Annotated in this window: 20 protein-coding genes and 2 riboswitches; of the genes, 13 read left to right on the forward strand and 7 right to left on the reverse strand. The window is 73.7% G+C overall.

The window, feature by feature from the left end; translation table 11 throughout:
• Nucleotides 1-30 precede the first annotated feature (30 nt).
• Nucleotides 31-633 carry an NYN domain-containing protein gene (locus ACO4JP_RS03610; protein ID WP_425956022.1) on the reverse strand — a complete coding sequence of 201 codons (603 nt, stop codon included), beginning with the start codon at nt 631-633 and terminating at the stop codon, nt 31-33.
• A 102-nt stretch (nt 634-735) separates the two neighbouring features.
• Between ACO4JP_RS03610 and ACO4JP_RS03615 the strand changes: the two genes are divergently transcribed.
• Nucleotides 736-1,509 carry a type 1 glutamine amidotransferase gene (locus ACO4JP_RS03615; RefSeq protein WP_425956023.1) on the forward strand — a complete coding sequence of 258 codons (774 nt, stop codon included), beginning with the start codon at nt 736-738 and terminating at the stop codon, nt 1,507-1,509.
• An 88-nt stretch (nt 1,510-1,597) separates the two neighbouring features.
• Here ACO4JP_RS03615 and ACO4JP_RS03620 read toward each other — a convergent pair whose 3' ends face one another.
• The 4 genes from ACO4JP_RS03620 to ACO4JP_RS03635 all read right to left on the reverse strand — a co-directional run bounded on the left by ACO4JP_RS03620 (nt 1,598) and on the right by ACO4JP_RS03635 (nt 8,794).
• Complete coding sequence (locus ACO4JP_RS03620; protein WP_425956024.1) at nt 1,598-2,377, reverse strand: PspA/IM30 family protein; 780 nt, start codon at nt 2,375-2,377, stop codon at nt 1,598-1,600.
• 65 nt (nt 2,378-2,442) lie between these two features.
• Nucleotides 2,443-4,530 (reverse strand): TPM domain-containing protein, encoded by a 2,088-nt coding sequence (locus ACO4JP_RS03625; RefSeq protein WP_425956025.1) that lies wholly within the window; start codon nt 4,528-4,530, stop codon nt 2,443-2,445.
• Nucleotides 4,531-4,611: 81 nt separating this feature from the next.
• On the reverse strand, nt 4,612-6,294 hold the full coding sequence (locus tag ACO4JP_RS03630) for a DNA repair helicase XPB (protein WP_425956026.1): 1,683 nt from the start codon (nt 6,292-6,294) through the stop codon (nt 4,612-4,614).
• 49 nt (nt 6,295-6,343) lie between these two features.
• Nucleotides 6,344-8,794: a helicase-associated domain-containing protein gene (locus ACO4JP_RS03635; RefSeq protein WP_425956027.1), complete on the reverse strand. Its 2,451-nt coding sequence runs from the start codon at nt 8,792-8,794 to the stop codon at nt 6,344-6,346.
• A gap of 196 nt (nt 8,795-8,990) precedes the next feature.
• On the opposite strand from ACO4JP_RS03635, the gene ACO4JP_RS03640 reads away from it, so the two are divergent.
• From ACO4JP_RS03640 to ACO4JP_RS03650, 3 genes are read left to right on the forward strand one after another with little or no spacing between them, the layout of a single operon-like run.
• Nucleotides 8,991-9,374 carry a cold-shock protein gene (locus tag ACO4JP_RS03640; RefSeq protein ID WP_425956028.1) on the forward strand — a complete coding sequence of 128 codons (384 nt, stop codon included), beginning with the start codon at nt 8,991-8,993 and terminating at the stop codon, nt 9,372-9,374.
• 14 nt (nt 9,375-9,388) lie between these two features.
• Complete coding sequence (locus ACO4JP_RS03645; protein WP_425956029.1) at nt 9,389-10,363, forward strand: DUF3027 domain-containing protein; 975 nt, start codon at nt 9,389-9,391, stop codon at nt 10,361-10,363.
• Nucleotides 10,360-13,692 (forward strand): sacsin N-terminal ATP-binding-like domain-containing protein, encoded by a 3,333-nt coding sequence (locus tag ACO4JP_RS03650; RefSeq protein WP_425956030.1) that lies wholly within the window; start codon nt 10,360-10,362, stop codon nt 13,690-13,692. The genes ACO4JP_RS03645 and ACO4JP_RS03650 overlap by 4 nt, the downstream gene beginning before the upstream one ends.
• Before the next feature lie 15 nt (nt 13,693-13,707).
• On the opposite strand, the gene ACO4JP_RS03655 is transcribed toward ACO4JP_RS03650, so the two are convergent.
• Entirely contained in the window at nt 13,708-13,944 is a 237-nt protein-coding gene (locus ACO4JP_RS03655) for a DUF2530 domain-containing protein (protein WP_425956031.1), read from the reverse strand.
• Between the two features lie 189 nt (nt 13,945-14,133).
• On the opposite strand from ACO4JP_RS03655, the gene ACO4JP_RS03660 reads away from it, so the two are divergent.
• From ACO4JP_RS03660 to ACO4JP_RS03685, 6 genes are all read left to right on the forward strand, one after another.
• Nucleotides 14,134-15,639 carry a sugar transferase gene (locus ACO4JP_RS03660; RefSeq protein ID WP_425956032.1) on the forward strand — a complete coding sequence of 502 codons (1,506 nt, stop codon included), beginning with the start codon at nt 14,134-14,136 and terminating at the stop codon, nt 15,637-15,639.
• Nucleotides 15,640-15,712: 73 nt separating this feature from the next.
• Nucleotides 15,713-17,176: an NCS2 family permease gene (locus ACO4JP_RS03665; RefSeq protein ID WP_425956033.1), complete on the forward strand. Its 1,464-nt coding sequence runs from the start codon at nt 15,713-15,715 to the stop codon at nt 17,174-17,176.
• 390 nt (nt 17,177-17,566) lie between these two features.
• Nucleotides 17,567-18,562 (forward strand): type IV toxin-antitoxin system AbiEi family antitoxin domain-containing protein, encoded by a 996-nt coding sequence (locus tag ACO4JP_RS03670; protein WP_425956034.1) that lies wholly within the window; start codon nt 17,567-17,569, stop codon nt 18,560-18,562.
• A 249-nt stretch (nt 18,563-18,811) separates the two neighbouring features.
• The gene (locus tag ACO4JP_RS03675) at nt 18,812-19,978 is read left to right on the forward strand and encodes a nucleotide sugar dehydrogenase (protein ID WP_425956035.1); all 1,167 of its coding nucleotides are present in this window, start codon (nt 18,812-18,814) and stop codon (nt 19,976-19,978) included.
• 65 nt (nt 19,979-20,043) lie between these two features.
• On the forward strand, nt 20,044-20,472 hold the full coding sequence (locus ACO4JP_RS03680; protein ID WP_425956036.1) for a MarR family winged helix-turn-helix transcriptional regulator: 429 nt from the start codon (nt 20,044-20,046) through the stop codon (nt 20,470-20,472).
• Nucleotides 20,473-20,530: 58 nt separating this feature from the next.
• On the forward strand, nt 20,531-21,799 hold the full coding sequence (locus ACO4JP_RS03685) for an MFS transporter (protein WP_425956037.1): 1,269 nt from the start codon (nt 20,531-20,533) through the stop codon (nt 21,797-21,799).
• A gap of 19 nt (nt 21,800-21,818) precedes the next feature.
• On the opposite strand, the gene serC is transcribed toward ACO4JP_RS03685, so the two are convergent.
• Nucleotides 21,819-22,976: a phosphoserine transaminase gene (gene serC / locus ACO4JP_RS03690; protein ID WP_425956038.1), complete on the reverse strand. Its 1,158-nt coding sequence runs from the start codon at nt 22,974-22,976 to the stop codon at nt 21,819-21,821.
• 94 nt (nt 22,977-23,070) lie between these two features.
• Between serC and ACO4JP_RS03695 the strand changes: the two genes are divergently transcribed.
• From ACO4JP_RS03695 to ACO4JP_RS03705, 3 genes are all read left to right on the forward strand, one after another.
• Nucleotides 23,071-23,793: a metal-dependent transcriptional regulator gene (locus tag ACO4JP_RS03695; protein WP_425956039.1), complete on the forward strand. Its 723-nt coding sequence runs from the start codon at nt 23,071-23,073 to the stop codon at nt 23,791-23,793.
• Nucleotides 23,794-23,931: 138 nt separating this feature from the next.
• A riboswitch (cyclic di-AMP (ydaO/yuaA leader) is annotated at nt 23,932-24,089 on the forward strand.
• Between the two features lie 3 nt (nt 24,090-24,092).
• A complete protein-coding gene (locus ACO4JP_RS03700; protein ID WP_425956040.1) occupies nt 24,093-24,917 on the forward strand; it encodes a C40 family peptidase in 825 nt (274 codons plus the stop codon).
• A gap of 253 nt (nt 24,918-25,170) precedes the next feature.
• A riboswitch (cyclic di-AMP (ydaO/yuaA leader) is annotated at nt 25,171-25,332 on the forward strand.
• A gap of 59 nt (nt 25,333-25,391) precedes the next feature.
• A complete protein-coding gene (locus tag ACO4JP_RS03705) occupies nt 25,392-26,081 on the forward strand; it encodes a C40 family peptidase (protein WP_425956041.1) in 690 nt (229 codons plus the stop codon).
• Nucleotides 26,082-26,252: the final 171 nt, after the last annotated feature.

Here is a 26,252-nt window from a genome sequence, read left to right on the forward strand (position 1 = left end):
GGTGCCGTGCTTGACGGCGCTGTCCGTGCCCTACAGGTAGCGCAGCGGGTCGAACTCCTCGAGCGGGATGATCCGGACGCGCGGCAGCAGCGTGGTGAACGCGTCGGCGTCGCCCTCGAGGTCGAAGGTCTCCAGCCCGCGCCCACCGAGCTCGGCGAACCGCGCGTTGACGAACTCGCGGAACGCCAGCAGGCCCACCCGGCGGCCGTCGCCCAGCAGCGCCTCGATCTGGGGCAGGAAGTCGCCGTCGTGGCTGGCGAGCAGCACGTCGCCGTCGCGGTCGGCCAGCGCGTCGAGCGTGCGCTGGATACCGATGTCGACGACCTTCTCGGTGCTGCTGCCGGCCAGCGGGATGGGGCGGTAGCCCATCGCGAGCAACGCCTGCACGAACGGCATGGGCATCTGCCCGCTGGACGCGTTGAGGAAGAACAGCGGGACGACGTCCTGCCCCCACACCTTGTGCGCGAACGCCGTGACGCGGTCCCAGCGCGGGCGCTCGTCGGGGTTGGGACGGCGGCCCAGCACGTTCATGCCGAGCGTCGCGTCGATGTTCTCGCCGTCGACGAGCAGGTAGGTCTTGCGACCGGCGGGCAAGTAGCCCTGCGAGGGGGCGGCGGCGTTCGGCTGGGACATGCGGCCAGCCTAGAGGGGAGAGCCGTCCGACGGGGCGTGTCGCGGCGCTCCTCATCAGGAGGGTTGTCAAGGCCGGGTGAGACGCGAGTACGGTGTGCGCCCGTGACTGTGGAATCTGTCGAGCTCCCGGGCGGCCTCGCCCCGGCGGTGGACACCGCCCCCGAGGTCCCGCGCATCACCGTCCTGCAGCACTCCTCCGACGTCCCGCTGGGCCTGCTGGGCCCCGCGCTGGGCGATGCCGTGCGCGTCGTCCGCCTCGACCTCGGCGAGCCCGTGCCTGCCGCCGGTGAGGTCGGCTCGGGCCTGGTGGTGCTGGGCGGGCACATGTCCGCGTACGACGACGCCGTCGCCCCGTGGCTGCCGGCCACCCGTGCGCTGCTGGCCGACGCGGTGCGCGACGGCGTCCCCACGCTCGGCGTCTGCCTGGGCGCGCAGCTGCTGGCGGTCGCGACCGGCGGCACGGTCGCCGTCGCCGCGCCTCCGGGGCGCGAGGCGGGGGTGGTCAGCGTGCACTGGCGGGCAGGGGCGGCGTCGGACCCGGTGCTCGGGCCTGTCGTGGCGGCGGCGCGCGACGGCGTGACGCGTGCGGTGAGCATGCATGCGGACGCGGTGTGCGAGCTGCCCCCGGGCGCCGCGTGGCTCGGCTGGTCGCACCAGTACCCGTACCAGGCCTTCCGCCTGGGCTCGGCGCTGGGCGTGCAGTTTCACCCGGAGGCCGGCAAGTCGATCGCGCTCGACTGGGCGCGGAAGTGCCCCGACGTCGACGCGGCCGAGGTCGACGCCGCGATGAACGCGTGCGGCGCCGACCTCGCGCACCTGGTGCTGGCGCTCGGCCGCGCGTTCGCGGCCCAGGTGGACGCCTACGCCGCCCGCTGATCCCGCTCGTGCGCGAGCGAAGCCCGCCCGTGAGGTAGATCTCTACCTCGCGGGCGGGCTTCTCCACCCGTGTGAGCCGGTGGCTCGATCAGTAGGCCTCAGGCTCCGCGACTGTCGGCGTCACCGACGTCGGGGCGATCTGCGGCGCCGGGGTGCTGCCGGCCTTGAGGGCCGCCAGGCGGGCGTCGAGCTCGATCTCGTCGTCGGACTTGCTCAGCTCCGCGAACTGCGCGTCGAGCGACGACGACGCGACCTCGGCCTGGCCGATCGCCATGGCCTCCTCGCGGCGCACCGCCTCCTCGAACCGGCCGAGCTCGCTCGTCGGGTCGAGCACGTTGATCGAGCTGATCGCCGTCTGCACGGTCTGCTGCGCCTGGGCCGACTTCTGGCGGGCCACCAGCGAGTCGCGCCGGGACTTCAGCTCGCCGAGCTTGTCCTTCATGGTCGCGAGGCCGGTCTTCAGCTTGTCGACCGTCTGCCGCTGCGTGTCGATCATCGGCTGGGCCTGCTTGACCTCGGACTCGGCGTCGAGCTGCTTGCGCAGGGCCACCCTGGCGAGCTGGTCGAACTTGTCGGCGTTGGCGACGTCGCCCGCGCCGCGGTACTCGTCGGCCTTGCGCGATGCGGCCAGCGCCTTGCCGCCCCACTCCCGCGAGGCAGCGACGTCCTCGTTGTAGTCCTGCTCGGCAAGGCGCAGGTTGCCGATGGTCTGGGCGATCGCCTGCTCCGCCTCGGCGATGCTGTTCGTGTAGTCGCGCACGAGCTGGTCCAGCATCTTCTGCGGGTCCTCGGCGCGGTCCAGCAGCGCGTTGACGTTGGCCTTGGTGAGTTGGGCGATGCGCCCGAGGATGCTCTGCTTCTCGGTCATGGGATGGTGCCTTCCTCGTCCTTGATCAGGTGATGCCTGGTGTTTCCGCCTGGATGGGGGCCCGGTCAGAACCGGCCGCCGCGCCCGGTGCGCCCGCCGCCGAACCCGCCGCCGGTGCGCCCGCCGCCGAACCCGCCGCCCCCGTAACCGCCCCCGAAGCCGCCGCCGCGTCCTCCGCCGGAGCGCCCGCGCGGGGCGCCTAACCCACCGCCCGAGCCGCGAAGGATCGAGTCGACGAGGATGCCGCCGAGCAGCATGCCGCCGATGTTGGGGCCGCCGCCGCCTTGCTGCTGCTGCCCCCATCCGGAGACGTCGCTCTGCGCCATCTGCGCCGCGGCTCGTGCGTTCCGCTCGGCCTCCTGGGCCCGCTCGAGAGCGGTCGACGGGGCGCTGGGCTGCAGCGCCCGAGCCTCGCCGATCAGCCGGATCGCCTCGGCGAGCCGCGTGCGCGCGTCGGGCCCGACGGCCTGGCGGCGCGTCGAGATGAAGTCGTCCGTGGCCCGGACCTGCGACTCGACGCGCCCCAGGGTGTCGCGCAGCAGCGCGGCCGCGCGGGCGTCGGCCTCGGCCTTGGCCCGCGCCGGCTCGAGCGCCTTGTCGAGCGCGGCCTCCGCCGCGGTGAGCCGTGCGAGCGCCGCGAGCGGGTCCCCACCCTGCTTCGCCGCCTGCGCCTGCGCGACGGCGTCGCGCGCCTCGGCCGTCGCCGGGTCGACGGACGCGTCACCCGCCGCGCTGATGACCGGCGCGAGGCGGGAGGCGTCGGCGATGTCCTGCGTGATGGAGGCGATGCCCTTGTCCAGCCTGGGCCCCGCCTCGGCGAGGTCCTGGCCGGCGTTGTCCACGGCGTCGAGCAGGCGCACTGCCTGGCCGAGCGCGTTCTGCGCGGCGCGCGCGTGCGCGACAGCGCTGTTCCGGTCTTTCTTCGCGAGCGCGTCGCGGCCCTGCCCGACGGCGGTGCGTGCGCCCTCGGCGAGCGACGCCGCCTGGTCCGGGTTGTCCGCCACGGAGGTGAGCGCCGACGCCGGGTAGGTGCTGGCGAGCGTGGCGAGCGTCTGGCGCGAGACCTCGACGCGCGAGGAGATCTCGTCCGCGCGCTGGGCGGTCTCGTCGAGCACCTGCGGGGCGCGCTCGGCGAGCTTGCGCAGGTCGTCGAAGGCCTGGGTCTGCGCGTCCACGGAGCCGGCGGCGCCGTCGACCAGCGTGATGATCTGCGTGAGCCACTCGCGCCGCTGCTGCTCGGGGTCGGGTGTGGGGTCGTCGAGATGCTGCCGCAGCACGAACGCCTGGCTGACGTCGGCCTTGGCATGCTCGAGGACGTTCTGGAACTCGGTGGTGGCCTCGAGGCCGAACTCGGCCTGGGCGAACCCGAGCTCCTGCTCAGACGTCTTGAGCGCGTCGTCGATCTCGACGAGAGCGGTGGCCGCCCGCTTGTCGAGCTCTTCGGTGGAGAGCGCGGCGAGCTCGCCCGGGCCGGTCGCGGCGGCCTGCCCCGCGGCCTGACGCCGTCGGCGCCACCAGAGCCAGCCGCCCACGCCGGCCGCGACGACGAGGACGCCGCCGATGACGGCCGCGGCGCCGCCCACGCCGCCCGAGCCCGAGGCGGTGGTGCGCAGCGCGTCGGCCGCGGCGATCGCCGCGGCGCCCCAGTCGGCCTGGCCCTCGGGGGCGTTGGCGGCGGTGCGCATGGCGTCGCGGGTCGCGTTCTCGATGTGGTCGAAGTCCGCCGTGCTGATGTCGGAGTTGGCGTCGACGGAGATGCCGAAGAGCCGGTCGCCGGTCGCGACGGCGAGGAGCACGTCGTTGAGGCCCAGGTGCGCGCCGTTCGCCGTCGCGTTCGCCCAGGCGAGCCCGTCCATGCCGTCGAAGGACTCGGTGTAGACGACGAAGAGCTGGTACTTCGTCTCGTTTGCCAGCTTGTCGAGCGCCGCCTGGACGTCGGCGGTCTGCTGCTCGCTCAGCACGTCCGAGTGATCCGTGATCTCGCCGTCGAGGCTGGTCAGCGGCGGTTCGGCCTGGGCTGCGCTCACCAGCACCGTGCCGGCCGGCCCGGGGGCGAAGGCCGGCCCGATGGCGAGTGCGGCGCCCAGCAGGACGACGGCTGCGGCGGCGAGGGGTGCGGGCGCGCGGGACGCGCTCGGGACGGCATGGCTCACGCGTCGATCGTGCCGCCCACAGGTCTGCGCTGCAATTGCTGCGCAGACCTGTCGCCCTTCCTGAGACGCCGCTGCGACCGGCTACGCGACGGTGTCCAGGTCCTCCGCGTCCACGATGCGGTACGCGTAGCCCTGCTCGGCCAGGAAGCGCTGACGGTGGGCCGCGAAGTCCTGGTCGACGGTGTCGCGGGAGACCACCGCGTAGAAGTGTGCGGTGCGTCCGTCGTGCTTCGGGCGCATCACGCGGCCGAGGCGCTGGGCCTCCTCCTGCCTGCTCCCGAAGCTGCCCGAGACCTGGATGGCCACCGACGCCTCCGGCAGGTCGATCGAGAAGTTCGCGACCTTGCTCACCACGAGCCGCGAGATCTCGCCCGAGCGGAACGCGTCGAACAGCCGCTGCCGCTCACGCACCGTCGTCGCGCCCGTGATCAGGGGGGAGTCGAGGTGCTGGCTCAGCTCCTCGAGCTGGTCGAGGTACTGCCCGATGACCAGCACCTGGTCGTCCGGGTGGGCGTTGACGATCTGCTCCACCACGCGGTTCTTGCCGCTCGCCGTCGCGGCCAGGCGGTACTTGTCCTCCGGCTCGGCGACCGCGTACGTCATGCGGTCGTGCTCCGGCAGGGTCAGGCGCACCTCGACACAGTCGGCCGGGGCGATGTAGCCCTGCGCCTCGATGTCCTTCCACGGGGCGTCGTAGCGCTTGGGCCCGATGAGCGAGAAGACCTCGTCCTCCCGCCCGTCCTCGCGCACGAGCGTCGCGGTGAGGCCGAGCCGGCGCCGCGCCTGGAGGTCCGCCGTCATACGGAAGATCGGGGCGGGCAGCAGGTGCACCTCGTCGTAGACGATGAGGCCCCAGTCGCGGGCGTCGAAGAGCTCCAGGTGGGAGTACACGCCCTTCCGCTTGGTCGTGAGCACCTGGTAGGTGGCGATGGTGACGGGCTTGATCTCCTTGCGGGTACCCGAGTACTCGCCGATCTCGTCCTCGGTGAGCGTGGTACGGCGCAGCAGCTCGTCCTTCCACTGCCGTGCGGACACGGTGTTGGTCACAAGGATGAGCGTCGTCGTGCCCGACTTCGCCATGGCCCCGGCGCCGACGATCGTCTTGCCCGCACCACAGGGCAGGACGACGACGCCGCTGCCGCCGAACCAGAACGAGTCGACGGCCTGCGACTGGTAGGGGCGCATGTCCCACGGCTTGGGCTCGCCGGGCTCCCCGATGCGCGGCGTGGCGAGCTCGGACAGCGCGATGTCGTGCTTCTCGCCGTCGACGTACCCCGCGAGGTCGTCGGCCGGCCAGCCCAGCTTCACCAGCACCTGCTTGAGGTGCCCGCGCTCGGAAGGGTGCACGGCGACCGTCTCGTCGTCGATCCGTTCGCCCAGCAGACCGGAGGTGCGCTTGGACTTCAGCACCTCCGCGAGCACCGCCTTGTCGCTCGCCTGCAGCACCAGCCCGTGGGTCGGGTGCGCGTGCAGCGTGAGGCGGCCGTACCGCGACATCGTCTCGGCGACGTCGACCAGCAGGGCGTGCGGGACGGGGTAGCGGCTGAAGTCGATGAGGGTGTCGACGACCTGCTCGGCGTCGTGCCCCGCGGCGCGCGCGTTCCACAGCCCCAGGTTGGTGAGGCGGTAGGTGTGCACGTGCTCGGGAGCGCGCTCGAGCTCGGCGAACGGTGCGATCGCCCGCCGCGCCTCGTCGGCACGCGGGTGGTCGACCTCGAGCAGCAGCGACTTGTCGCTCTGCACGATCAGCGGCCCGTCAGGCATCCACAGTCCTTTTCGTCGTCCATCGTCGGTGCGCGACCACGCCGGGGCGTCAGTCGTCGTCGGGGTCCACGCGCGCGATGCGGTGGACCGCGACCGTGAGCTCGGCCCCGCGTTGTGTGTCGAGGGCGCGCAGGCGGCCGGCCTCCACGCGCAGCGGGCGCACCCGCCGCCGTACCGGGCGGCCGTGGCCGTCCACGAGCTCGAGCCACACGTGCCCGCCGTCGCGGACGGCGTCGCGCAGCAGGGCCAACGCGTCGCCCGGCGCGGCTGTTCCCGCCGCGACGCCCGATGTCGCCTCCGCGGGCGCGAGGTCCGACGGCGCAAAGCGCCGGCCCGCGTCGAGCGACCCGGGGTAGAGCAAGGCGTCCGACGGCGGCGTCCGCCCGAGCGCCGAGATCGCGACGCCGCTCTCGCCCGCGGCGGTCGACGCGAACGGCGAGCGCCGCCCCTCGCCGTCGGCCACGCGAAGCCGCTCCACGAGCGCGCGGCGGCCGGCGTCGGACGTCGGTGCTCCCGCGGCCGCATAGGGAGACCGGACGCCGCGGGCCCCGCCTCGGTCGACGCGGGGCGGGCGGCGCAGGCGGCCGAGCGGGCGGCCGTCGGGCCCCTCGAGGGCGGCGAGCAGGCCGCGCTGGCGGAGCACGGCCTGCAGCGCGGCGGCCGGGACCGCCGCGGCGATCACCGTCGGCGCGAGGCGCACCAGCCCCAGCTCGGCCAGCCGCGGGTCCTCGACGAGCCCGGCGAGCGCGGCCGGGTCGGTGGCCCGCAGGTACGACCCTGCCGCGCCCACGCGCAGGGCGGCGTGCCGCCGGGCGGTGTCGCGCACGAGGTACGCCAGCGGCTGCGGCACGGGCACCGGTGAGCGCCGCGCAAGCTCGTCGAGCAGCTCCTCGGCCGTGGTGCCCGCGTCGAGCGCGCGGATGACGGAGGAAGGCGTGAACCGGACCGTCGTCGCGGCGCCGCGGGACTCGACGTCGGCGGCGCGCTCGATGAGCGCGGCCAGCTGCCGGGACGGGCGGCCGGGGACGATTCCCGTGAGGTCGCCCTGGAGCAGCACCTCGTCGACGGACTCGGGCAGGACCCCCCGCAGCGTTTCGGCGAGGACGGCCTCGGCGTCGGGCGCGTCACCGGACTCGACGAGCGCGCGCAGCGCCCGGCCCGTCGCGGCAAGCGCGCCCGCCCCCGTGACCCCGAGCAGCGCGGCCTCGCGCAGCAGCCCGGCGACGGCCGCCTCCGGCGGGACCGCGCGCGGGGACCGCCAGGCGAGGTCCGCGCTCACGTCGGCAGGCCGCACCGACACCCCGGGCAGCGCCGCGAGCGCCGCCAGCACCTGCGCGCGCAGCCGCGGCACCCACCCGCGGCTCAGGTCCGTGCTGAGCGGGGCCCGCGCCACGCCCTTCTCGTCGCGCGTCCCGGCGAGCCACGGCGTGCGGCGGCTGCCCGTCCATGCGGCGGCGAGCATGCCCCAGCGGTCGGCGGTATCGGCGTCGTCCCAGGCGTCGGCGCGGGTGGTCGGCACGTACGACGGCGGGGCGTCGCCGTCGTCGTCGACCAGACCGGCGCTGGCCGCGAGCTCGACGACGGACGCGGCCATCGCGTCGTCGACGCCGAGCGCCTGGCCGGTGCGGTGCAGGTCGCGCACGCCGAGGCCGCCGGCGCGCAGCACGGGCGGTGGTGCGTCCTCCCACGTGCGCAGGAGCGCGTCGACCAGGCGGACGGCCTCGACGGCGGCGCTCGCGGCCTCGGCGTCGGCGGTGGCGGGGGTGACGGGCCGGGCGCCCGCGGGGGCCGGCGGGGCGAGGTGCGGCTCGCGATGGGTGCGGCCGCCGCGCAGGGCGAGCCCGACCTCGCGTGGGGGGGCGACGGTGGTCCCGTCGCCCGTGGCGAGGAGGCCGGCGGTGAGGAGGGCGTCGACGGCCGCGCGGGCCGGGGTGCCGGCGGGCGGGACCGTGCCGACGGGCGGACCCCAGGCGAGGGCGTCGAGCACCTCGCGGGCGCCGGGGGCGTCGACGGCGTCGAGCTCCTCGGGGTCCACGGCGCGTCCCCGGAGCGGGCCGAGCCCGGCGGGGTACGGGCCGAGCACCTCGATCAGCCCGGGGGCGGCATGGAGCCGGCTGTCAGGGCCACGGGGCGGCTGGGTGCTCTCTGGGGCTGACAGGTCCGGCGCTTCCGCCCACAGAAGCGCCTGCGCCAGCGCGGCCGCCAGCAGCTGCTCGACCGCGGCGACGTCGTCGGGCGACGTCGCGCCGACGGCCGCCGCGACGTCGGCCGGTCGCACGGCGGGCAGCACGCCCTCGAGCGCGAGCACGGCCTCGAGCGCCTGGATCGTGGGGGTGTCCGCCTGCGCGAGGGCTCGATCGAGCGACGTGCGCGAGGAGGCTCGGGCGGCCAGCGACCGCAGCGTCGAGGGGGAGGGAGAGGCCAGGTCCGGACGCGCCCGCAGCAGCACGACGAGGGCGTCGTCGGGCAGCTCGCGCACGGCGTCGGAGAAGGAGGCCATCCCGACGATGCTACGCGTGCGGCCTCCCGGTGGTGCATACGGTGCGCGCCGTGACGGGCCGGTGGTCGGCATCGGGCAGTCGAGTGCCCGTCGAGCCGTCTCGGCCGGTAATCTTGGACACCGGCCCTTGACGGGCCGCTCCCGCGCGCGGGTATCGCGCCGGGGTCCTCTGAGCAGCAACGAGAACGAGGTCACGGTGCCCACCGGCAAGGTCAAGTGGTTCGACACGGAGCGCGGGTTCGGCTTCATCGCCGGCGACGACGGCGGCGAGGTCTTCCTGCACGCGTCCGCCCTGCCCGCGGACGTCACCAACCCCAAGCCCGGCACGCGGGTCGACTACGGCGTGGCCGACGGCCGCCGAGGCCCCTCGGCGCTCGCGGTCAAGGTGCTCGACGCCGCACCGTCCGTCGCGAAGGCCAAGCGCAAGCCGCCGGCCGAGATGGCGACCATCGTCGAGGACCTCATCAAGGTGCTCGACCGCGTCGGCGACGCCTTGAAGCACGGCCGCTACCCCGAGGACAAGTCCGGTGAGCGCGTCGCCAAGCTGCTGCGCGCCGTCGCCGACGACCTCGAGGCCTGAGGGACAATACGGCCGTGACTGCTGCCGCTGAGGCTCCGGCCCGCACCCGCCGCACCGCCAGCCGTCCCACCAAGGAGACGGTGCTGGTCGGTGCCGTCGAGCTCGCGCGCGCCGCCGCGGCGGAGGTCGCCGACTCGCCGTCGGACGTCGGCGAGCACCTGGGCGTCGCCGTCGACGGCGAGCGCCTGGTGTCGCACCGCTTCGCCGCGGCGATGAAGGGCTACCAGGGCTGGTCCTGGGTGGTGACGCTGGCGCGCGTGCCGCGCGGCCGCAACGCGACGGTCTGCGAGGTGGAGCTTCTGCCCGGCGACGGCGCGCTGCTCGCGCCCGACTGGCTGCCGTGGTCGGAGCGGCTGCGCCCCGGTGACATCGGCCCCGGCGACGTGCTGCCCTTCAAGGCCGACGACCCGCGGCTCGAGCCGGGGTACAAGTCCACCGGCGACCCCGAGGTCGACGCGGTCGCGATCGACGAGCTCGCGCTCGCCCGTGAGCGCGTCCTGTCCCCGCGCGGCCGCGACGAGGCCGCGCAGCGCTGGTACCGCGGCTCGCGCGGGCCGACGTCGGCAGGCGCGGTCGCGTCCGCGGCCGACTGCCTGTCCTGCGGGTTCCTCATCCCGCTCGCGGGCCCGATGGGGCAGCTGTTCGGGGTGTGCGCCAACGCGTGGTCGCCCGACGACGGCAAGGTCGTCTCGCTGGACCACGGCTGCGGGGCGCACTCGGAGACCGATGTGGAGGCCGTCCCGTCGGACTGGCCGGACGCCGACCCGCTGATCGACGAGACGACGCTGGAGCTGGTGGAGCAGCCCGCCGGCCCCGCCGAGGAGTCGCCGGAGGCCGCGGAGGCGGGGGCCGCCGCCGAAGTGGTGGACACCCCGTCCGCCGAGGTCGAGACGCAGGAGCCCGGGCTCGAGACCGCCGGCACCGAGCCTCAGAGCTCGCCCGCCGACGCCGAGACCCCCGACGCCGAGGCCGTCCCCGAGGCGGAGTGACCGCCGACCCGTTCGGCACCGCGGCGCTGCGCCGCGCCGTCGTCGACGCGTGGCGTACCTCGCCGACGCGCCTGCGCGAGGACGCGAACCTCGAGGAGGACCACGCGCGCGGCTACTACCGCGACCGTGTCGTCGTCGAGCTGGCGCAGAACGCCGCCGACGCCGCTGCCCGCGCCGGCGTGCCCGGCCGGGTCGCGTTCCGCCTCGACGCCGCCGCCGACCAGGCAACGCTGCGGGTCACGAACATCGGCGCCCCGCTGGATGCCGACGGCGTCGCGTCCCTCGCGTCGCTCCGCGCCTCGGCGAAGGGGGCTGGGCAGGTCGGGCGCTTCGGCGTCGGCTTCGCCGCGGTGCGCTCGGTGAGCGACGACGTCAGCATCCGGTCGACCACGGGTGGCGTGCGCTTCGCGGAGTCGCTGACCCGGGCGGAGCTCGCCCGCGGCGGCTATGACGTCGAACCAGCGTCGACTTCCGCGCAGGTCCAGGGCCCGCCCCGCAACGTCGCCGTGCTCCGGCTTCCGTTCCCCGTCGAGGCCGCCGCCGGCGAAGAGACCGTCGTCGAGCTGGTGCTGCGCGATCGCGAGGCGGTCGCCGCCGTCCGCGCGCAGCTCGACGCCGTCGACGACGCCCTGCTTCTCGCGCTGCCCGCGCTCGAGCAGGTGACGATCGAGATCGCCGACCCGGCCGGGACCGAGTCCCGCGTGCACCGTGACGTCGCCGACCGGTGGATCACGCGCCGCGCCGAAGGCGAGCTCACCTCCGACGACGTCGCCGACCTGCCCACGGAGCAGCGCCGCACACCGTGGTCGCTGACGTGGGCGCTGCCGCGGACGCCGTCGGGTCAGGCGCTGGGGGTGCAGTCGTGGACGTTCTCGGACGAGCCCGAGCCCCTCGACCTCCACCCACGACGTGCGGTGCTGCACGCGCCGACCCCGACCGACGTCCCGCTCACCTTCCCCGCGCTCCTGATCGCGACGCTCCCCGTCGACCCCGGGCGCCGCCGGGTGCTGCCCGGCGCCGCGACCGACCGCCTGGCCGCCGAGGCCGGGCGCGCGTACGCCGCGCTGCTCGCCGAGGTCGCCGCGGACCGCGGTGCCGCGGTGCTCGCGCTCGTGCCGGGAGACCTGCCCGCGGGCGAGCTGGACGCCGCGATCCGCGAGGCGGCCATCGACGCGCTCCGTGCGGCCCCCTTGCTCCCGGCCCCCGCCCCCGCGCCCGCCGGCTCGTCAGACGCCGGGGAGCTTCAGGGGCCCGGCAACGCCGTCGAGCCGGCCTCGCCGGGCCGCGCGTCCCATGGCCGGGACGAGCGCGTCGCGCCTCAGGACGCGGTCCTCCTCGCCGGCCCCGTCGGGGAGGACGCCGACGTCGCCGCCGTGCTCGGGACCGTCCCCCTCGCGGTCCGGTGGCACACGACGGCCCGGCGGCTCGGCGCGCGTGTCGCCCCGCTCGCCGACGTGCTCGACGAGCTGCCCACCACGCTGCCGCCCGCACGATGGCGGGCGGTCTACGCCGCGCTCGCTCCGCACGCGGCGGACCCTGCCGTCCGCGAGGCGCTTGCCGGAGCCCCGGTGCCGCTCGCGGACGGCCGCGTCGCGCGCGGGGCCCGGGGGCTGGTGCTGCCGTTGGCGTCCGGGACGGCGACGGCGGCCGCCGAGACGGCGGCGCCGACGCTCGGCTCCGCGCCCCAGCGGCACGGGGCAGGCTCGGCCGGCACGACCCTCTGGTCCGCGGAGACCCTCGGCGTTCGCATCGTCCACCCCGACGCCGCGCACCCGGTTCTCGAGCGGGTCGGCGCCGTGCCGTTCGACCCGCGCGCGATCCTCGGCGACCCGGAGGTCCGCGCCGCGGCGCTCGCGGCGGCCGGCGAGGTGCTCGACGGTGGTGGCGACGTCGGCGGTCGCGGCGGCGGCCCCGACGGGTACGGCGACGCCGCGACCGACGTCGGCCCGCAGGACGTCGTGGACGCCGTTCTCTACCTCGCGGGCGCAGCGCTCTCCCTCGCGGGCGCCGGGGACCACCGCGACGCCGAGCACGAGCGCGACGCGGGGGACCACCGTTCCCGCACCCGCGGGCTCCTTCCCTTCTGGGTCGGGGAGATGCCCGTGCGCACCTCCGACGGCGAGCTCGCCGCCCTGCGCGAGACCGCCGTGCCCGGCTCCTGGGCCGAGGACCACCTCGACGCCCTCTCCGTGGTCGACGCCGACGACGTCGAGACCTTCGGCGCGGCCGTCCTCCGGGCCGCCGGGGCGCACTCAGAGCTCGACGTCTACACCGTCCGCGACGCAGTCACACCGGCCCCTGACGGACCTGCCCAGTCCGACCGCGCCGACGAGGACGACCCGGCGGGCTGGCTCGCCGGCTGGTCCGACTACCTCGACCACCTCGCGGACCGCTGGGGCGCCGACGTCCTCCTCGAGGAGCTGGAGGCGGTCGCCGACCTGGACGCCGTCGCCGACGACGCCTGGCCGGCGGCCCTCGCGCGCCTCGCTGCCGACCCTGCGGCGCGCCGCGCGCTGCTCGGCGCACCCCGCCCGGGCGCGGGCGCCCGCCCCGGCGCCGGCCACGCGCCGTCGTACACCGCGTGGTGGCTGCGGCGGAACCTCGGCGCCCCCTTCCGGCTGCACGACGACGTCCCGCTGCTGCCGCCGGCCCCGCCCGCGACGCACGGCCTCGACGAGGAGGTCCTCCGCGCGCTCGGCGGCGTGGGATCGCTCGACGACTCGGACCCGGCGGACTGGCCCGCCGTCCTCGGCGCGCTCCCGCCCGTGGGCACGGTGCTCCCGCTCCGTGACGCCCTCGCCGTCTGGCGGGGCCTGGCCGCCCTCGCCGACCACCTCGACCCCGCAGCGCGCACGACGGCGCTGACCCCGCTCCCGGACCGCCTGCCCGCCGTCCACGCCGACGCCGTCGTCGTCGCGGACGCCGGGGACGTCCTCGTCGCGCCCGCGCTGCGCTGGGCTCAGCTCGGGCCGGTGCTGCCGGCGCCGGCAGACGCCGCGGAGGCGCTCGCCGAGCTGCTCGACATCAACGTCGCCGAGGACGAGGCGGCCGACGCCGCCGGGGACCCGCAGCCGATCGATCCGCGCGTCGTCGCGCTCGACCCGCACCTCCCCGCTCGGTGGCACCGCCACGACCACCTCACCGTCGCCGGCCTCCCCGTCAGCTTCTGGGTGCACGACGGCGAGGTCCACGCCACCGACGAGGCCGCCCTGGCCCGGGCCCTCGCCGACCTGCTCGGAGCCCCGCACCTGGCAGCGATGCTCGCGGAGGCCCTGGCAGCCCCGGAGTCCGCCGCCACCGGTTGGACCGCGGTCGCCTGGAGCCTCTGAGGCCGCGCCCGGAGGTCAGCGGTGCCGGCGCGCCCAGAGGAGGCCGAGGCCGCCCAGAACCAGCCCCGCGCCACACACCGCGACGGCCGTCCAGTCCTGCACGCCAGTCAGCACCAGGACCACGGTGACCACGAGCGCCACCACCCACACGGCGATCCCCGCGAGCAGCACCTTGGGCAGGTCGACCGCGAGCGGGGGTGGGCCGGGACGGCGCGTCTCAGGGCGGGTCAGCAGGCGGACAAGCGAGGGCACGCCGCCAGTGTAGGAGCGCCCGGCGGGCGCGCCCGCCGGGCGAGGTGTGCACGGCCGTCCGTTACGTCCGAAAACCTCGGGTGAACCTCGGGTGAGTCCCCGGGTGAAAGCCCTCTGTTGCCACCTCCTGCTCGCGTCCTCGCTCATAAAGTCGAGACCGCACACCCGTCGACCCCAAGGGGACCTGCCGTGAGCACAGTGACCCAGGGCCACCTCGTCAGCCCACGCGCCGCGCTGCGGGCGAGCGGCCTCGCCGCCACCCGAGCCGCGTTCCGCGCCTACCCGTGGCATGCGGCGTACCGGCGTCGGCTGGCCCTCACGGACTTCGCCGTGGTCGCGACGGCGGTCGTTCTCGCCGCCGGGGTGCGCACGGTCCAGCTTGGCGCGGCGGCCACCGCCGTGGGGACGTTCGAGCGGCTGGGCATGTCGGTCGGCCTGATCGCGGTGTGGCTCATCGCGCTCGCCGCCGACCGTACGTACGACCCCCGCACGTTCGGGTCGGGCCCGCTCGAGTTCCACCGCATCTTCGACGCGTCCTGGAAGCTGTTCAGCCTGCTGGCGATCGCCGCGTTCCTGTTCAAGGTGGACGAGGCCCGCCCGTACATGCTGATCGCGCTGCCGTTGGGGCTGACCGGCCTGCTCGTCGCCCGGTACACGTGGCGGGGCTGGCTGCACCGCCACCGCGCGGAGCGCAACATGACGACGGCGGTGCTGGCCATCGGCCTGCGCGAGCAGGCCGAGCGTCTCATCCACGAGATGAACGGCCGCGCCGACTCCGGGTACAAGGTGGTGGGCGTGTGCGTCCCCGTGGGCGCGGTCCGCGCGGGGGAGGAGATCGAGGGCGTCCCCGTGCTCGGCGACCTGCGGACCGCCGGGACGGTCGCCGCCCAGGTGGGCGCCGACTGCGTCGCCGTCAGCGGCTCCGACGCGATCACCGCCGACGTCGTGCGCCGGCTGGGCTGGGAGCTCGAGCCCGTGGGCGTGGACCTCATGCTCACCGCCGAGCTGGCCGACGTCGCCGGCCCGCGGATCACGGTCACGCCCGCGGTGGGCGTGAGCCTGCTGCACGTCGACGCGCCGCGGTTCGTCGGGCCCAAGTTCCTGCTGAAGGCCGTGACGGACTGGGCCGGCGCGGCGATCATCACCCTCGTCCTGGCGCCCGTGCTCATCGCGACGGCGGTCGCGGTCAAGACCACCAGCCGCGGCCCGGTGTTCTTCCGCCAGGACCGCGTGGGCCGCGGCGGCCGGACGTTCAGCATGCTCAAGTTCCGCAGCATGTGCGTGGACGCCGAGGCCCGTGTCGACGCCGTGGCGTCCGCCGGGAACGACGGCGCGGGCGTCCTCTTCAAGCAGCGGCACGACCCGCGCATCACGAAGGTCGGCCGGATCCTGCGCCACTACTCGCTCGACGAGCTGCCGCAGCTGTTCAACGTGCTCTCGGGCAACATGAGCCTCGTGGGCCCGCGGCCCCCGCTGCCCGTGGAGGTCAGCAGGTACGAGGCGCGCATGCGCCGTCGTCTGCTGGTCAAGCCCGGCATGACCGGGCTGTGGCAGGTGGGCGGGCGCTCCGACCTCCCGTGGGAGGAGTGCGTGCGCCTCGACGTCTACTACGCGGAGAACTGGACGCCGTTCGGCGACCTCATGATCCTGGCCCGCACGGCCAAGGCGGTCCTCGGCGGCGCCGGCGCCTACTGAGGGCGACGAAACTCACGCGTCTCAGAGGGTCCGGACCTCCCCAAGACCTTCACTGCCCTGGCACGATACGCGCATGGCCACTACGACCACCGCGCCGCTCAAGCAGCTGGGCGCGATCGATCGCTACTTCAAGATCACCGAGCGAGGCTCGACCGTCGGGACCGAGGTCCGCGGCGGCCTCGTGACCTTCTTCACGATGGCGTACATCATCGTGCTGAACCCGATCATCCTGGGCGGCGTCGCCGACGGCACGGGCGCGAAGCTCGCCGACGGCGACTTCGCCCAGATCGCCGCCGTGACGGCGCTGGTCGCAGGTGTCATGACCATCCTCATGGGTGTGCTCGCGAACTTCCCGCTCGCGCTCGCGGCCGGCCTCGGCCTCAACGCCGTCGTCGCCTACTCGATCGCCACGATCCCCGGCATGAGCTGGGCGGACGCCATGGGCATCATCGTGCTCGAGGGTCTGATCATCCTGGTCCTCGTGCTCACCGGGTTCCGCGAGGCGGTGTTCAAGGCGGTGCCCCACGAGCTCAAGGTCGCGATCTCGGTCGGTATCGGTCTGTTCATCGCCTTCATCGGCTTCGTGGACGCGGGCTTCGTGCGCATCCCCGCGTCGCTCGCGACGCCGGTCGAGCTGGGCATCGGCGGCTCGCTGAGCTCGTGGCCCATCTTCGTGTTCGTCGTCGGCCTGCTGCTCGCGATCGTCCTGATGATCCGCAAGGTCCGCGGCGCCATCCTCATCTCGATCATCTCGACCACCGTGCTGGCGATCATCGTCGAGGGCATCGCGTCCGTGGGTGCGCAGGTTCCCGACGGCAGCAACCCCGGCGGCTGGAAGCTCAACGTCCCGCACCTCGCCGGCAACTGGGGTATGCCGGACCTCGGCATCCTCGGCAACTTCTCGCTGCTCGGCTCGTTCCGCAACATCGGCGTCGTCGCCGTGATCCTGCTGGTCTTCACCCTCATGCTGGCCGACTTCTTCGACACGATGGGCACCATGGTGGCCGTCGGTGGCGAGGCCGGCCTGCTCGACGAGGAGGGCAACCCGCCCAACACCCGTCAGATCCTTATCGTCGACTCCGTCGCCGCCGCGGCCGGTGGCATGGGCTCGGTCTCGTCGAACACCTCGTACATCGAGTCGGCGGCCGGTGTCGGCGACGGCGCCCGCACGGGCCTCGCGTCGGTGGTCACCGGTATCGCGTTCCTGCTGTCGATGTTCCTCGCGCCCGTCGTGGCGATGGTGCCCTACGAGGCAGCGACGCCGGCCCTCGTCGTCGTCGGTTTCCTCATGCTCACGCAGGTCACCGGCATCGACTGGAAGAACTACGAGGTCGCGCTCCCCGCGTTCCTCACCATCGTGCTGATGCCGTTCACCTACTCGATCACCGCCGGTATCGGCGCGGGCATCATCAGCTTCGTGGTCATCAAGCTGTCGCTCGGCAAGGCGAAGCAGGTGCACCCGCTGCTGTACGGCGCGGCAGCCATGTTCATCCTGTACTTCCTGCAGGGTCCGCTGCGGAGCTGGATCGGCTTCTGACCTCAGCCCTGTTCGTGTGAACGGCGGCCCGACCCCTCCGGGGGCCGGGCCGCCGTCGTTCCCGGAGCGACTGACGGTCTCCGGGCCGCTGGCCCGCACCCCCCGGGGGCGGGCTCGCGGCGGCGAGCGTCCCGATTGGTTCCGCCATCGGGTGGTTGTCGTGACGTTCCGGGCCGCTCCACCGTTCCCCGGGTCTCTGGGTCGCGGGTGAGCGTCCCGGTTGGTTCCGATCGTGGGGGGAGTTGCGTCACCATCCGGGCCCCTCGTGGTCCCGGCCCGACGTCGGCCGGCTTCGGCCGGCTGCGGTGGGTGGGGGAAATGGGCCGGATCGTTGGACCTGTTCCTGTGGACAACGCCCAGCGCGGCACCTCCGTGGTGTGGGGTTTCGCCGTGAGCCGTCCCCGCCTTCCGCTGCCCGCCGATCTGCTCGAGACCGTCCGGGGGCAGGAGGGTCTCGTCAGCACCGCGCAGTGCGTCGCGGCCGGCGTCAACCGTCAGCGAGTCGGTCGGCTGGTCACGGTCGGCGCGCTGGTCCGGCGACGCCGCCGCGTCTACGAGGTGGTCGGCGCCCTCCCGCTGCCGACGTCCGACGGCGCAGCCATGGACCGCGCCCGCCTGCAGCGAGCCATCGAGGGCCCGCTAGCCCACGGCCCGACGGCGGTGGCGACCGGCTTGGCCGCCCTGGTCCTGGCCGGGGCCATGGGTGCCCCCCGGGACTTCGCCCCCGAGGTCGCGTTCCTCCAGGGCAGCTCCAGCTCGGCGACGACGACGGGTGTGCGGATCCGCCGAACGCCGGTGGGCGCGGTCATGAGCCGTCATGGCATCCACTACGTCACCCCTGAGGTCGCACTCGCGCAGGTGGTCCCGGAGGTGGAGCGGTGGCGGGCGGTCGCCCTGATGGACTCGGTCAGGCACCAGAAGATCCTGAGCGAGCGGCAGTTCGGTCGAGCTCGAGCCAGCACGGCCGGCCGTCGGGGTGCGGCACGGACACGCGCCTGGTGGGGCGAGTGCGACCCGCGCTCGGAGTCGCCCGCGGAGACCAAGGCGCGCCTGGACTGCATGGACGCGGGCATCCCGCCGGACGCGGTTCAGCTGACGGTCCGGTCGCCAGGGCGGGCCGTGGGGCGCATCGACCTGGCCTGGTACCTGCCCGACGGCACCTGGCTCCTCGTCGAGATCGACGGAATCCAGTGGCACCAGGACCGGCGCGACGTGCTCCGTGACCTGACCCGTCAGAACCGCATCATCACGAGCCGCACGCTCCTGCGCCGCTACACGGGCACGGAGGCGATGAACGGCACGCTCGTGCGGGAGATCGCGGACATCCTGGCCACGAGATCGTGGCGTCCCGGTGTCAGCGCGCCCGCGGAACTGGTGGTGGCGTGAGCTCGTCGAGCAGACGAACACGGCGCGCGCTTCGCGCGGCCTTCCCCTGCGTGGTGCACGGCAGCGCCGAGGGCGGTGAGATGCGGTGCTCGCAGGTGTTCCTCGGATGACGGCGGTGCCGGCACGCGCCACTGCCTCGCGACACGGGAAGCGACGCACAGCGAACACCGTTGTCCACAGGCGCAACCATCCAGCACGCCCGCCGATAGCATGGGCGCGCCCCCGCCGAACGTCAGAAAGCATGGCCCCGTGAAGATTGTGATCGCCGGAACCGGCTACGTCGGCCTGTCCAACGCCGTGGTGCTCGCCCAGCACCACGACGTCGTCGCCGTGGACATCGACCCGGACAAGGTCGCGCTGATCAACGCGCGGATCTCGCCGATCATCGATGCCGAGCTCGAGCACTACCTGCGCGAGATGCCGCTCACGCTCAAGGCGACCACCGAGGCTGACGCCGCCTACACCGAGGCCGACCTCGTCGTCATCGCGACGCCGACCAACTACGACGAGGTCACGCAGTACTTCGACACCTCGAGCGTCGAGGGCGTGATCGACCAGGTGCTCGCGGTCAGCTCCGACGCGACCATCGTGGTCAAGTCCACCGTCCCGGTCGGCTTCACGGAGCGCATGCTCGAGGAGCACGACGGCGCCGCGATCGTCTTCTCGCCGGAGTTCCTGCGCGAGGGGCGGGCGCTGTTCGACAACCTGCACCCGTCGCGCATCGTCGTCGGCGACCGCACGGAGCGCGGCCGGCTGTTCGCGGACCTCATGGTCGAGGGCGCGATCGACAAGGACGTGCAGGTCCTGCTCACCGACCCCACCGAGGCGGAGGCGATCAAGCTCTTCGCCAACACCTACCTGGCGCTGCGGGTGGCGTACTTCAACGAGCTCGACACTTACGCGGCCACGCGCGGCCTGAACACCGCGCAGATCATCGAGGGCGTGGGCCTGGACCCGCGCATCGGGGCGCACTACAACAACCCGTCGTTCGGGTACGGCGGCTACTGCCTGCCGAAGGACACCAAGCAGCTGCTGGCCAACTACCAGGACGTGCCGCAGAACCTCATCTCGGCGATCGTCGACGCGAACACCACGCGCAAGGACTTCATCGCCACCGACATCCTGCGGCGCGAGCCGAAGGTGGTCGGTATGTACCGCCTGATCATGAAGTCGGGGTCGGACAACTTCCGGGCGTCGTCGATCCAGGGTGTGATGAAGCGGCTCAAGGCCAAGGGCGTCGAGGTCGTGGTCTACGAGCCCACGCTCGAGGAGACCGAGTTCTACCACTCCGAGGTGGTCCGGGACCTCGACGAGTTCAAGGCCCGAGCCGACGTCATCGTGGCGAACCGTCGCGCGGAGTCGCTGGAGGACGTCGCGGAGAAGGTCTACACGCGGGACATCTACGGTCGCGACTGACCGACCTCTGTCTGGTTCGACACATTAGGTGGTCGTTAGCGTAGGTAATGACCTAGGCTAAGGGCATGCCCTCCTCCGCACCCGCTCCGCTCGCGAGCGAGCTGCGCGTCGCCGTCGGCCGGTTCGTTCGCCGCCTGCGCTCAGAGCGCGGCGAGGCCGACCTCCCCGACGCCCAGTTCGGCGTCCTCACCCACCTGACCCGCCACGGCGACCAGACGCCGGGCGCGCTCGCCCAGCACGAGCGGGTCAAGCCGCCGTCGATGACGCGCACCGTCAACGCGCTGACGGAGCTCGGCATGGTCGAAAAGGTCGAGCACCCCACCGACGGGCGTCTCGTCGTAGTGCGACTCACCGAGACCGGCCGCCGCGAGGTCGCCGAGACCCGCCGTCGCCGGGACGCCTGGCTCGCCAAGACCCTGTACACGCTCTCCGCGGAGGACCGCGAGCTGCTCGCCCGCGCGAGCGCACTGCTCACCGACCTCGCCTCCTGTTGACGGGCCGCGCCGCCACCGCGCCGCGCCGCACCGCCGAACCGTCGATCCGAAAAGACCCATGGCCTCCACCTTCACCTCGCTCCGCCAGCCCAACTACCGGCTCTGGTTTGGAGCCGCGCTCGTCGCGAACGTCGGCACCTGGATGCAGCGCGTCGGCCAGGACTGGGTGGTGCTGACCCACCTCACCAACAACTCGGGCACCGCCGTGGGCATCACGACGGCACTGCAGTTCCTGCCGTTCCTGCTGCTGTCCCCGTACGCGGGCCTGCTTGCCGACCGCCTCCCGCGACGCAAGCTGCTCATGGGGACCCAGGCGGCGATGGGGGTGCTGGCGTTCGTCCTGGGCGCCCTGACGATGTCCGGCGTCGTGCAGCTCTGGCACGTCTACACCCTGGCGTTCCTGCTGGGCGTCGCCGCCGCGATCGACGCGCCCGTGCGGCAGACCTTCGTCGCCGAGCTCGTGCCTCCGCAGAACCTGCCCAACGCCATCGGGCTCAACTCCGCCTCGTTCAACGCCGCGCGGCTCATCGGGCCGGGCGCCGCCGGCCTGCTCGTGGCCGCCGTCGGCGCCGGATGGGTGTTCATCATCAACGGCGCGTCGTTCGCGGCGACGATTGCGGCGCTCGCCGTGATGAACACCAAGACGCTGCGCGAGCTGCCGTCGGCCGCGCGCTCGCGCGGGCAGATCCGCGAGGCGATGCGCTACGTGCGGGGCCGCACCGACATCGTGATCATCATGGTCGTGATGGCCGTCGTCTCGATGTTCGGCCTCAACTTCCAGCTCACCAGCGCGATGATGGCCCGCGTCGAGTTCGGCAAGGGCGCGGGGGAGTTCGGCGTGCTCGGCTCCGTGCTCGCGATCGGGTCGCTCACCGGCGCGCTGCTCGCCGCCCGCCGCGACCGCCCGCGCGTGCGGCTCGTGCTCGGGGCCGGGTTCGCGTTCGCCGCCGCGACGGCGGTCAACGCCTTGATGCCGACGTTCCTGAGCTACATGCTGTTCGCCATCCCCGTGGGCCTGGCATCGCTGACCATGATGACGGCCGCCAACGCGACGCTGCAGACGTCGGTCGCGCCGGCCATGCGCGGGCGCGTCATGGCGCTCTACATGATGGTCTTCCAGGGCGCGACGCCGATCGGCTCGCCGCTGGTGGGCTGGATCGGGTCGGAGTTCGGGCCGCGCTGGTCGATCCTCGTCGGGTCGATCGCCACGTTCCTGGTGGTCACCGCCGCGACGATCTGGGCGCTACGCAACTGGGACCTGCGGCTCCGCCCGCACCTGCACCCGCGGCCGCGCCTCGAGATCGTCTACCCGAGGGCCACCGTCTGAGCCCCGCCGAGCCGCGGGCTCAGCCCAGGTGCTCGACGACGTAGTCGACCGACGCCGTCAGCGCCTGCACGTCCGCAGGGTCGACCGCCGGGAACATCCCGACGCGTAGCTGGTTGCGGCCCAGCTTCCGGTACGGGAAGACGTCGACGACCCCGTGCTCGCGCAGCACCTTGACCACCTGCGTCGCGTCGATCGCCTCGTCCAGGTCGATGGTGCCGACGACGGTCGAGCGGTGCGCCGGGTCGGTCACGAACGGGGTCGCCCAGTCGCGGGCCTCCGCCCAGCCGTACAGCGCCGCCGCCGACTCGCGGCAGCGCGCCACCGACCATTCGAGCCCGCCCTGAGCGAGCAGCCAGTCGACCTGGTCGGCGAGCATGACGAGAGTCGCGACGGCCGGCGTGTTGAGCGTCTGGTCCGCGCGCGAGTTCTCCAGCGCGGTCGTGAACGACAGGAACTCCGGCACCCAGCGGGTGCTGGAGCCGGCCGCTGCGGTCTCCTCGAGGCGAGCGGCGCGCTCGACCGCGGCGGGCGAGGCGATCGCGAGCCACAGCCCGCCGTCGGACGCGAACACCTTCTGCGGGGCGAAGTAGTAGACGTCGGTCTCCGCAAGGTCCACGGGAAGGGCGCCCGCACCGCTGGTCGCGTCGATGAGCGTGAGCGCTCCACGCTCGGCCGAGCCGGGGACGCGGGCCGGGGTGATCATCGCGCCCGTCGACGTCTCGTTGTGCGGCGTCGCGTGCACGTCGACGGCGTCGTCGCCCTCGGGCGAGGGCTGAAGCAGCGCCACGGAGCCGGGCTCCGCCGTCAGGACCTGCGGGGCCCGGAGGAACGGCGCCCGCGCCGTCGCCGAGGCGAACTTCGCGCCGAACTCGCCGAAGCTCGCGTGCTGCGCGCGGCGCTCCACGAGGCACGCCGTCGCGATCTCCCAGAACGCCGTCGAACCGCCGTTGCCGAGCACCACCTCGTAACCGTCCGGGGCCGCGAAGAGCTCGGCGAGCCCCGTGCGGATGCGGCGCACCAGATCCTTGACGGGCGGCTGGCGGTGCGAGGTGCCCAGGACGGCGGCCCCGGCGGAGGTGAGCGCCTCGAGCTGGGCGGGGCGGACCTTGGACGGTCCCGACCCGAACCGACCATCGGCAGGGAGCAGGTGAGCGGGGATCGTCAGTGGCATGGCCATAGACTATGCGGGCCTGCAGCCCCGACTTCCAGCCGTCTCGGCACTGGTCGTCGGGGCGTCGTGCGGCGGCCCCTGGCGACCGGAAGGAAAGCTCGTGACCGACCTGATCGACACCACCGAGATGTACCTCAAGACGGTTTACGAGCTCGTCGAGGAGGGCATCACCCCGCTGCGCGCCCGCATCGCGGAGCGGCTGGGCCACTCCGGGCCGACGGTGTCGCAGACGGTCGCGCGCATGGAGCGCGACGGCCTCGTCGTCGTGACGGGGGACCGTCACCTCGAGCTCACCGAGCGGGGCATGCACAAGGCGCGCCGGGTGATGCGCAAGCACCGCCTCGCCGAGCGGCTGCTGACCGACGTCATCAAGCTCGACTGGGAGCAGGTGCACACGGAGGCGTGCCGCTGGGAGCACGTGATGAGCGAGGACGTGGAGCGTCGTCTGCTCACGCTGCTCGACCACCCGCACCAGGACCCGTACGGCAACCCGATCCCCGCCCTGTCGGAGCTCGGCGAGGCCGAGCGCGAGGTGCCCTACCTCGCAGGGGTGACGCCGCTCCCCGGGGTTTTCGAGGCGCTGGAGGCGGTGGCCTCGCCCGACGCCGGCGGCCCCGTCACGCTCGTCCTGCAGCGGATCGCCGAGCCCCTCCAGACCGACGTCGAGCTCCTCGCGCAGCTCGCCGCCGCCCGGCTTCTCCCTGGTGTGGCCATCACGGCGACGCACGCCGACGGCACATACACGATCGACATCGAGGGCGCCGACGGCACCCTCGAGCTGTCCGACGAGGTCACGCGGCATCTGTTCGTCACGCCACGCTGATTTTGGTTCGCGTTCTGGCCGAATCCGTGATCTGAGCGTGACATGCAGGGGTCGGCTCGGGTACGGTCCCTTACGCACTCGGGGTTTTCCCCGAGTGCGCGCGGACGGACGCCGAGCCCTGCCACCGCCCGCGCTACGGACTGAATATCCGAAGGCAGGGACGGGGGACCCACTTTCCGGGCCCCGCGACGCGGAGCCCTTGGGGTGAAGCCTGGGGCGGCCTTCGGGCCGGCCGAGGCCGGGTGTACTCCGACCCGAACCCGACAGCTCACCTCGTAGGCGGCCAGGAGGTAACCCCCGTGAGCGCACCGAACGCCGCGCGGCATCGCGCTGCCCGCCGTCCCGTGACCCCCCTCAGCGAGATCGCCCAGACCGTGGGGGCCGGTGCCGGCAAGCGTGCCGCCGTCGTCGCCACCGCGGGCGGTCTGATCATGTCGACCTTCGGCGCCGGCGCGGCCCAGGCCGCCCCGGTCCACAACGACGCGGCAGCCCGTCTCAGCACGGTGGACCTCGGCGCGCTGACGGCCCAGGCCCGTCAGGCCCTCGAGTCCGCGCCGGTCGTGACCGTCGCCGCCGACGCGCAGGTCCAGGTCGAGTCCCCCGGTGCCGACGGCGAGGCCGTCGTCCAGGTGACGCCGGCCCCGCAGCCCCGCGTCGTCGAGCAGCGCGCCACCACGGCGTCGCGTTCCGCCGAGCGCACGACGGCCGCGACGTCGGACTCCTCGGCGAGCTCCTCGTCCTCCGCCGCTCCCGCCCCCGCCTCGATCGGTGCCGCCGTGCCCGCGTTCGCGGCCGGCTCGGAGGTCATCTCGATCGCCGCCCGCTACGTGGGCGTCCCGTACCTCTCCGGTGGCACGTCGCCCTCGGGCTTCGACTGCTCGGGCTTCACCCAGTACGTCTTCGCGCAGGTGGGCATCAACCTCCCGCGCACCTCGAGCGAGCAGCGCTACGCCGGAACCGTGGTCTCGGCCGCAGACGCCAGGCCGGGTGACCTCATCTGGTCGCCGGGCCACGTGGCCATCTACGCAGGCAACGGCCAGCAGATCGACGCCCCTCGCCCGGGCAAGACGATCCAGTTCCGCTCGATCTGGCAGTCGAACCCGGTGTTCATCCGGGTCGGCTGAGCCCTACTTCGCGACGACGCCCCACCGCGCACCGCGCGGTGGGGCGTCGTGCTGTCCGGACGAGGGGCATGCCTCGCGTCTGTGCCGACCCGGTTTGGCCGTGATCGGGCGATCACGAGGCGGCGAATGTTGGTCACTTCCGCTTCAGTCGTGATCCAGTCGTGACAATTGGTCGACTGTCCGATACCGTTTCATCGCCTGGCTGGACTAAACCCTCCAGGTCCGTTTCCCGGACGCCGAGCCCTGTCACCGGGAAGTGGTCACACTTTCCGTATGACAGGGACGGGGGACCCAATACCGGCCGTCTCGACGGCCTTGGGGTGAAGCCGGGCAAAGCCTTTCGGGGCCGCGACCGGCCGGGCGCTTCTCCTGCCCGAACCCGACAGCTCACCTCGCAGGCGCAAGGAGAGGGATCACGTGACCGCACGTACGACGAGCGCCCGGCACCGCGCCGCGCGCCGCCCGTTGTCTTCGTTGACCGGGATCAACCAGAACGCCGCCGTCGTCGGCCGGCGCGCCGCCGTCGTCGCGACCGCAGGCGGCATCCTTGTCTCGACGTTCGCGAGCGCCGCGCACGCGGCCCCGGTCGAGTCGAGCACCGCCACCAAGCTCAGCACCGTCGACCTGGGTGCGCTCACCGCGCAGGCCCGCGAGGCGCTCCAGGCCGCTCCCGTCGTGACCGTGGCGCCGGACGCCCAGGTGCAGGTCGAGTCGGTGACCCCCGTCCAGGTCACCCCGGCCGCCGTCAAGAAGGCGACGGTCACCCGCACCGCGACCGCCTCGCGGAGCACCGAGCGCGCGGCCAACGTTCCCGCCGCCGCGTACAGCTCGCAGGCTGCGTCGATCGCGCTGCGCTACAACGGCGTGCGCTACGTCGTCGGCGGCTCCACCCCGAGCGGGTTCGACTGCTCGGGCCTGGTGTCCTACGTGTACGCGCAGCTCGGCATCGACCTGCCGCACCAGTCGAGCGCCATCCGCGACTCGTCGCACACCACGCAGATCTCGCGCTCCGAGGCGCAGCCGGGTGACATCATCTGGTCGCCGGGCCATGTCTCCATCTACCTGGGTAACGGCATGCAGATCGAGGCGTCGCGGCCGCAGGGCTGGGTCGTCGGCGTGCACCCGATCTGGCAGTCCAACCCGGTCTTCCTCCGCGTCTCCTGACGCTGCGACTCTGACGACGCCCCGGACCGCCGCACGGCGGGCCGGGGCGTCGTCGTGCTGTCTGGGGTCGCCGCGCGTCACCGTCCCCGTCGGGAGCCCGCACGCGCCTATGCTGCTTTGCCAGGGCATTCGCTAGGCTTTAACAAAAGGCAGGCTCCAGCGTCGACTGCT

Origin of the sequence: Xylanimonas sp. McL0601, assembly GCF_049852175.1 — a bacterium.
Taxonomy (GTDB): domain Bacteria; phylum Actinomycetota; class Actinomycetes; order Actinomycetales; family Cellulomonadaceae; genus Xylanimonas.

Bases quoted from the DNA above. Each gene is read 5' to 3' on its own strand.
- ACO4JP_RS03635 (WP_425956027.1), bottom strand. From the start codon at position 8,794: ATGGCCTCCTTCTCCGACGCCGTGCGCGAGCTGCCCGACGACGCCCTC.
- ACO4JP_RS03630 (WP_425956026.1), bottom strand. From the start codon at position 6,294: ATGCCTGACGGGCCGCTGATCGTGCAGAGCGACAAGTCGCTGCTGCTC.
- ACO4JP_RS03665 (WP_425956033.1), top strand. From the start codon at position 15,713: ATGGCCACTACGACCACCGCGCCGCTCAAGCAGCTGGGCGCGATCGAT.
- ACO4JP_RS03610 (WP_425956022.1), bottom strand. From the start codon at position 633: ATGTCCCAGCCGAACGCCGCCGCCCCCTCGCAGGGCTACTTGCCCGCC.
- ACO4JP_RS03685 (WP_425956037.1), top strand. From the start codon at position 20,531: ATGGCCTCCACCTTCACCTCGCTCCGCCAGCCCAACTACCGGCTCTGG.
- ACO4JP_RS03620 (WP_425956024.1), bottom strand. From the start codon at position 2,377: ATGACCGAGAAGCAGAGCATCCTCGGGCGCATCGCCCAACTCACCAAG.
- ACO4JP_RS03680 (WP_425956036.1), top strand. From the start codon at position 20,044: ATGCCCTCCTCCGCACCCGCTCCGCTCGCGAGCGAGCTGCGCGTCGCC.
- serC (WP_425956038.1), bottom strand. From the start codon at position 22,976: ATGGCCATGCCACTGACGATCCCCGCTCACCTGCTCCCTGCCGATGGT.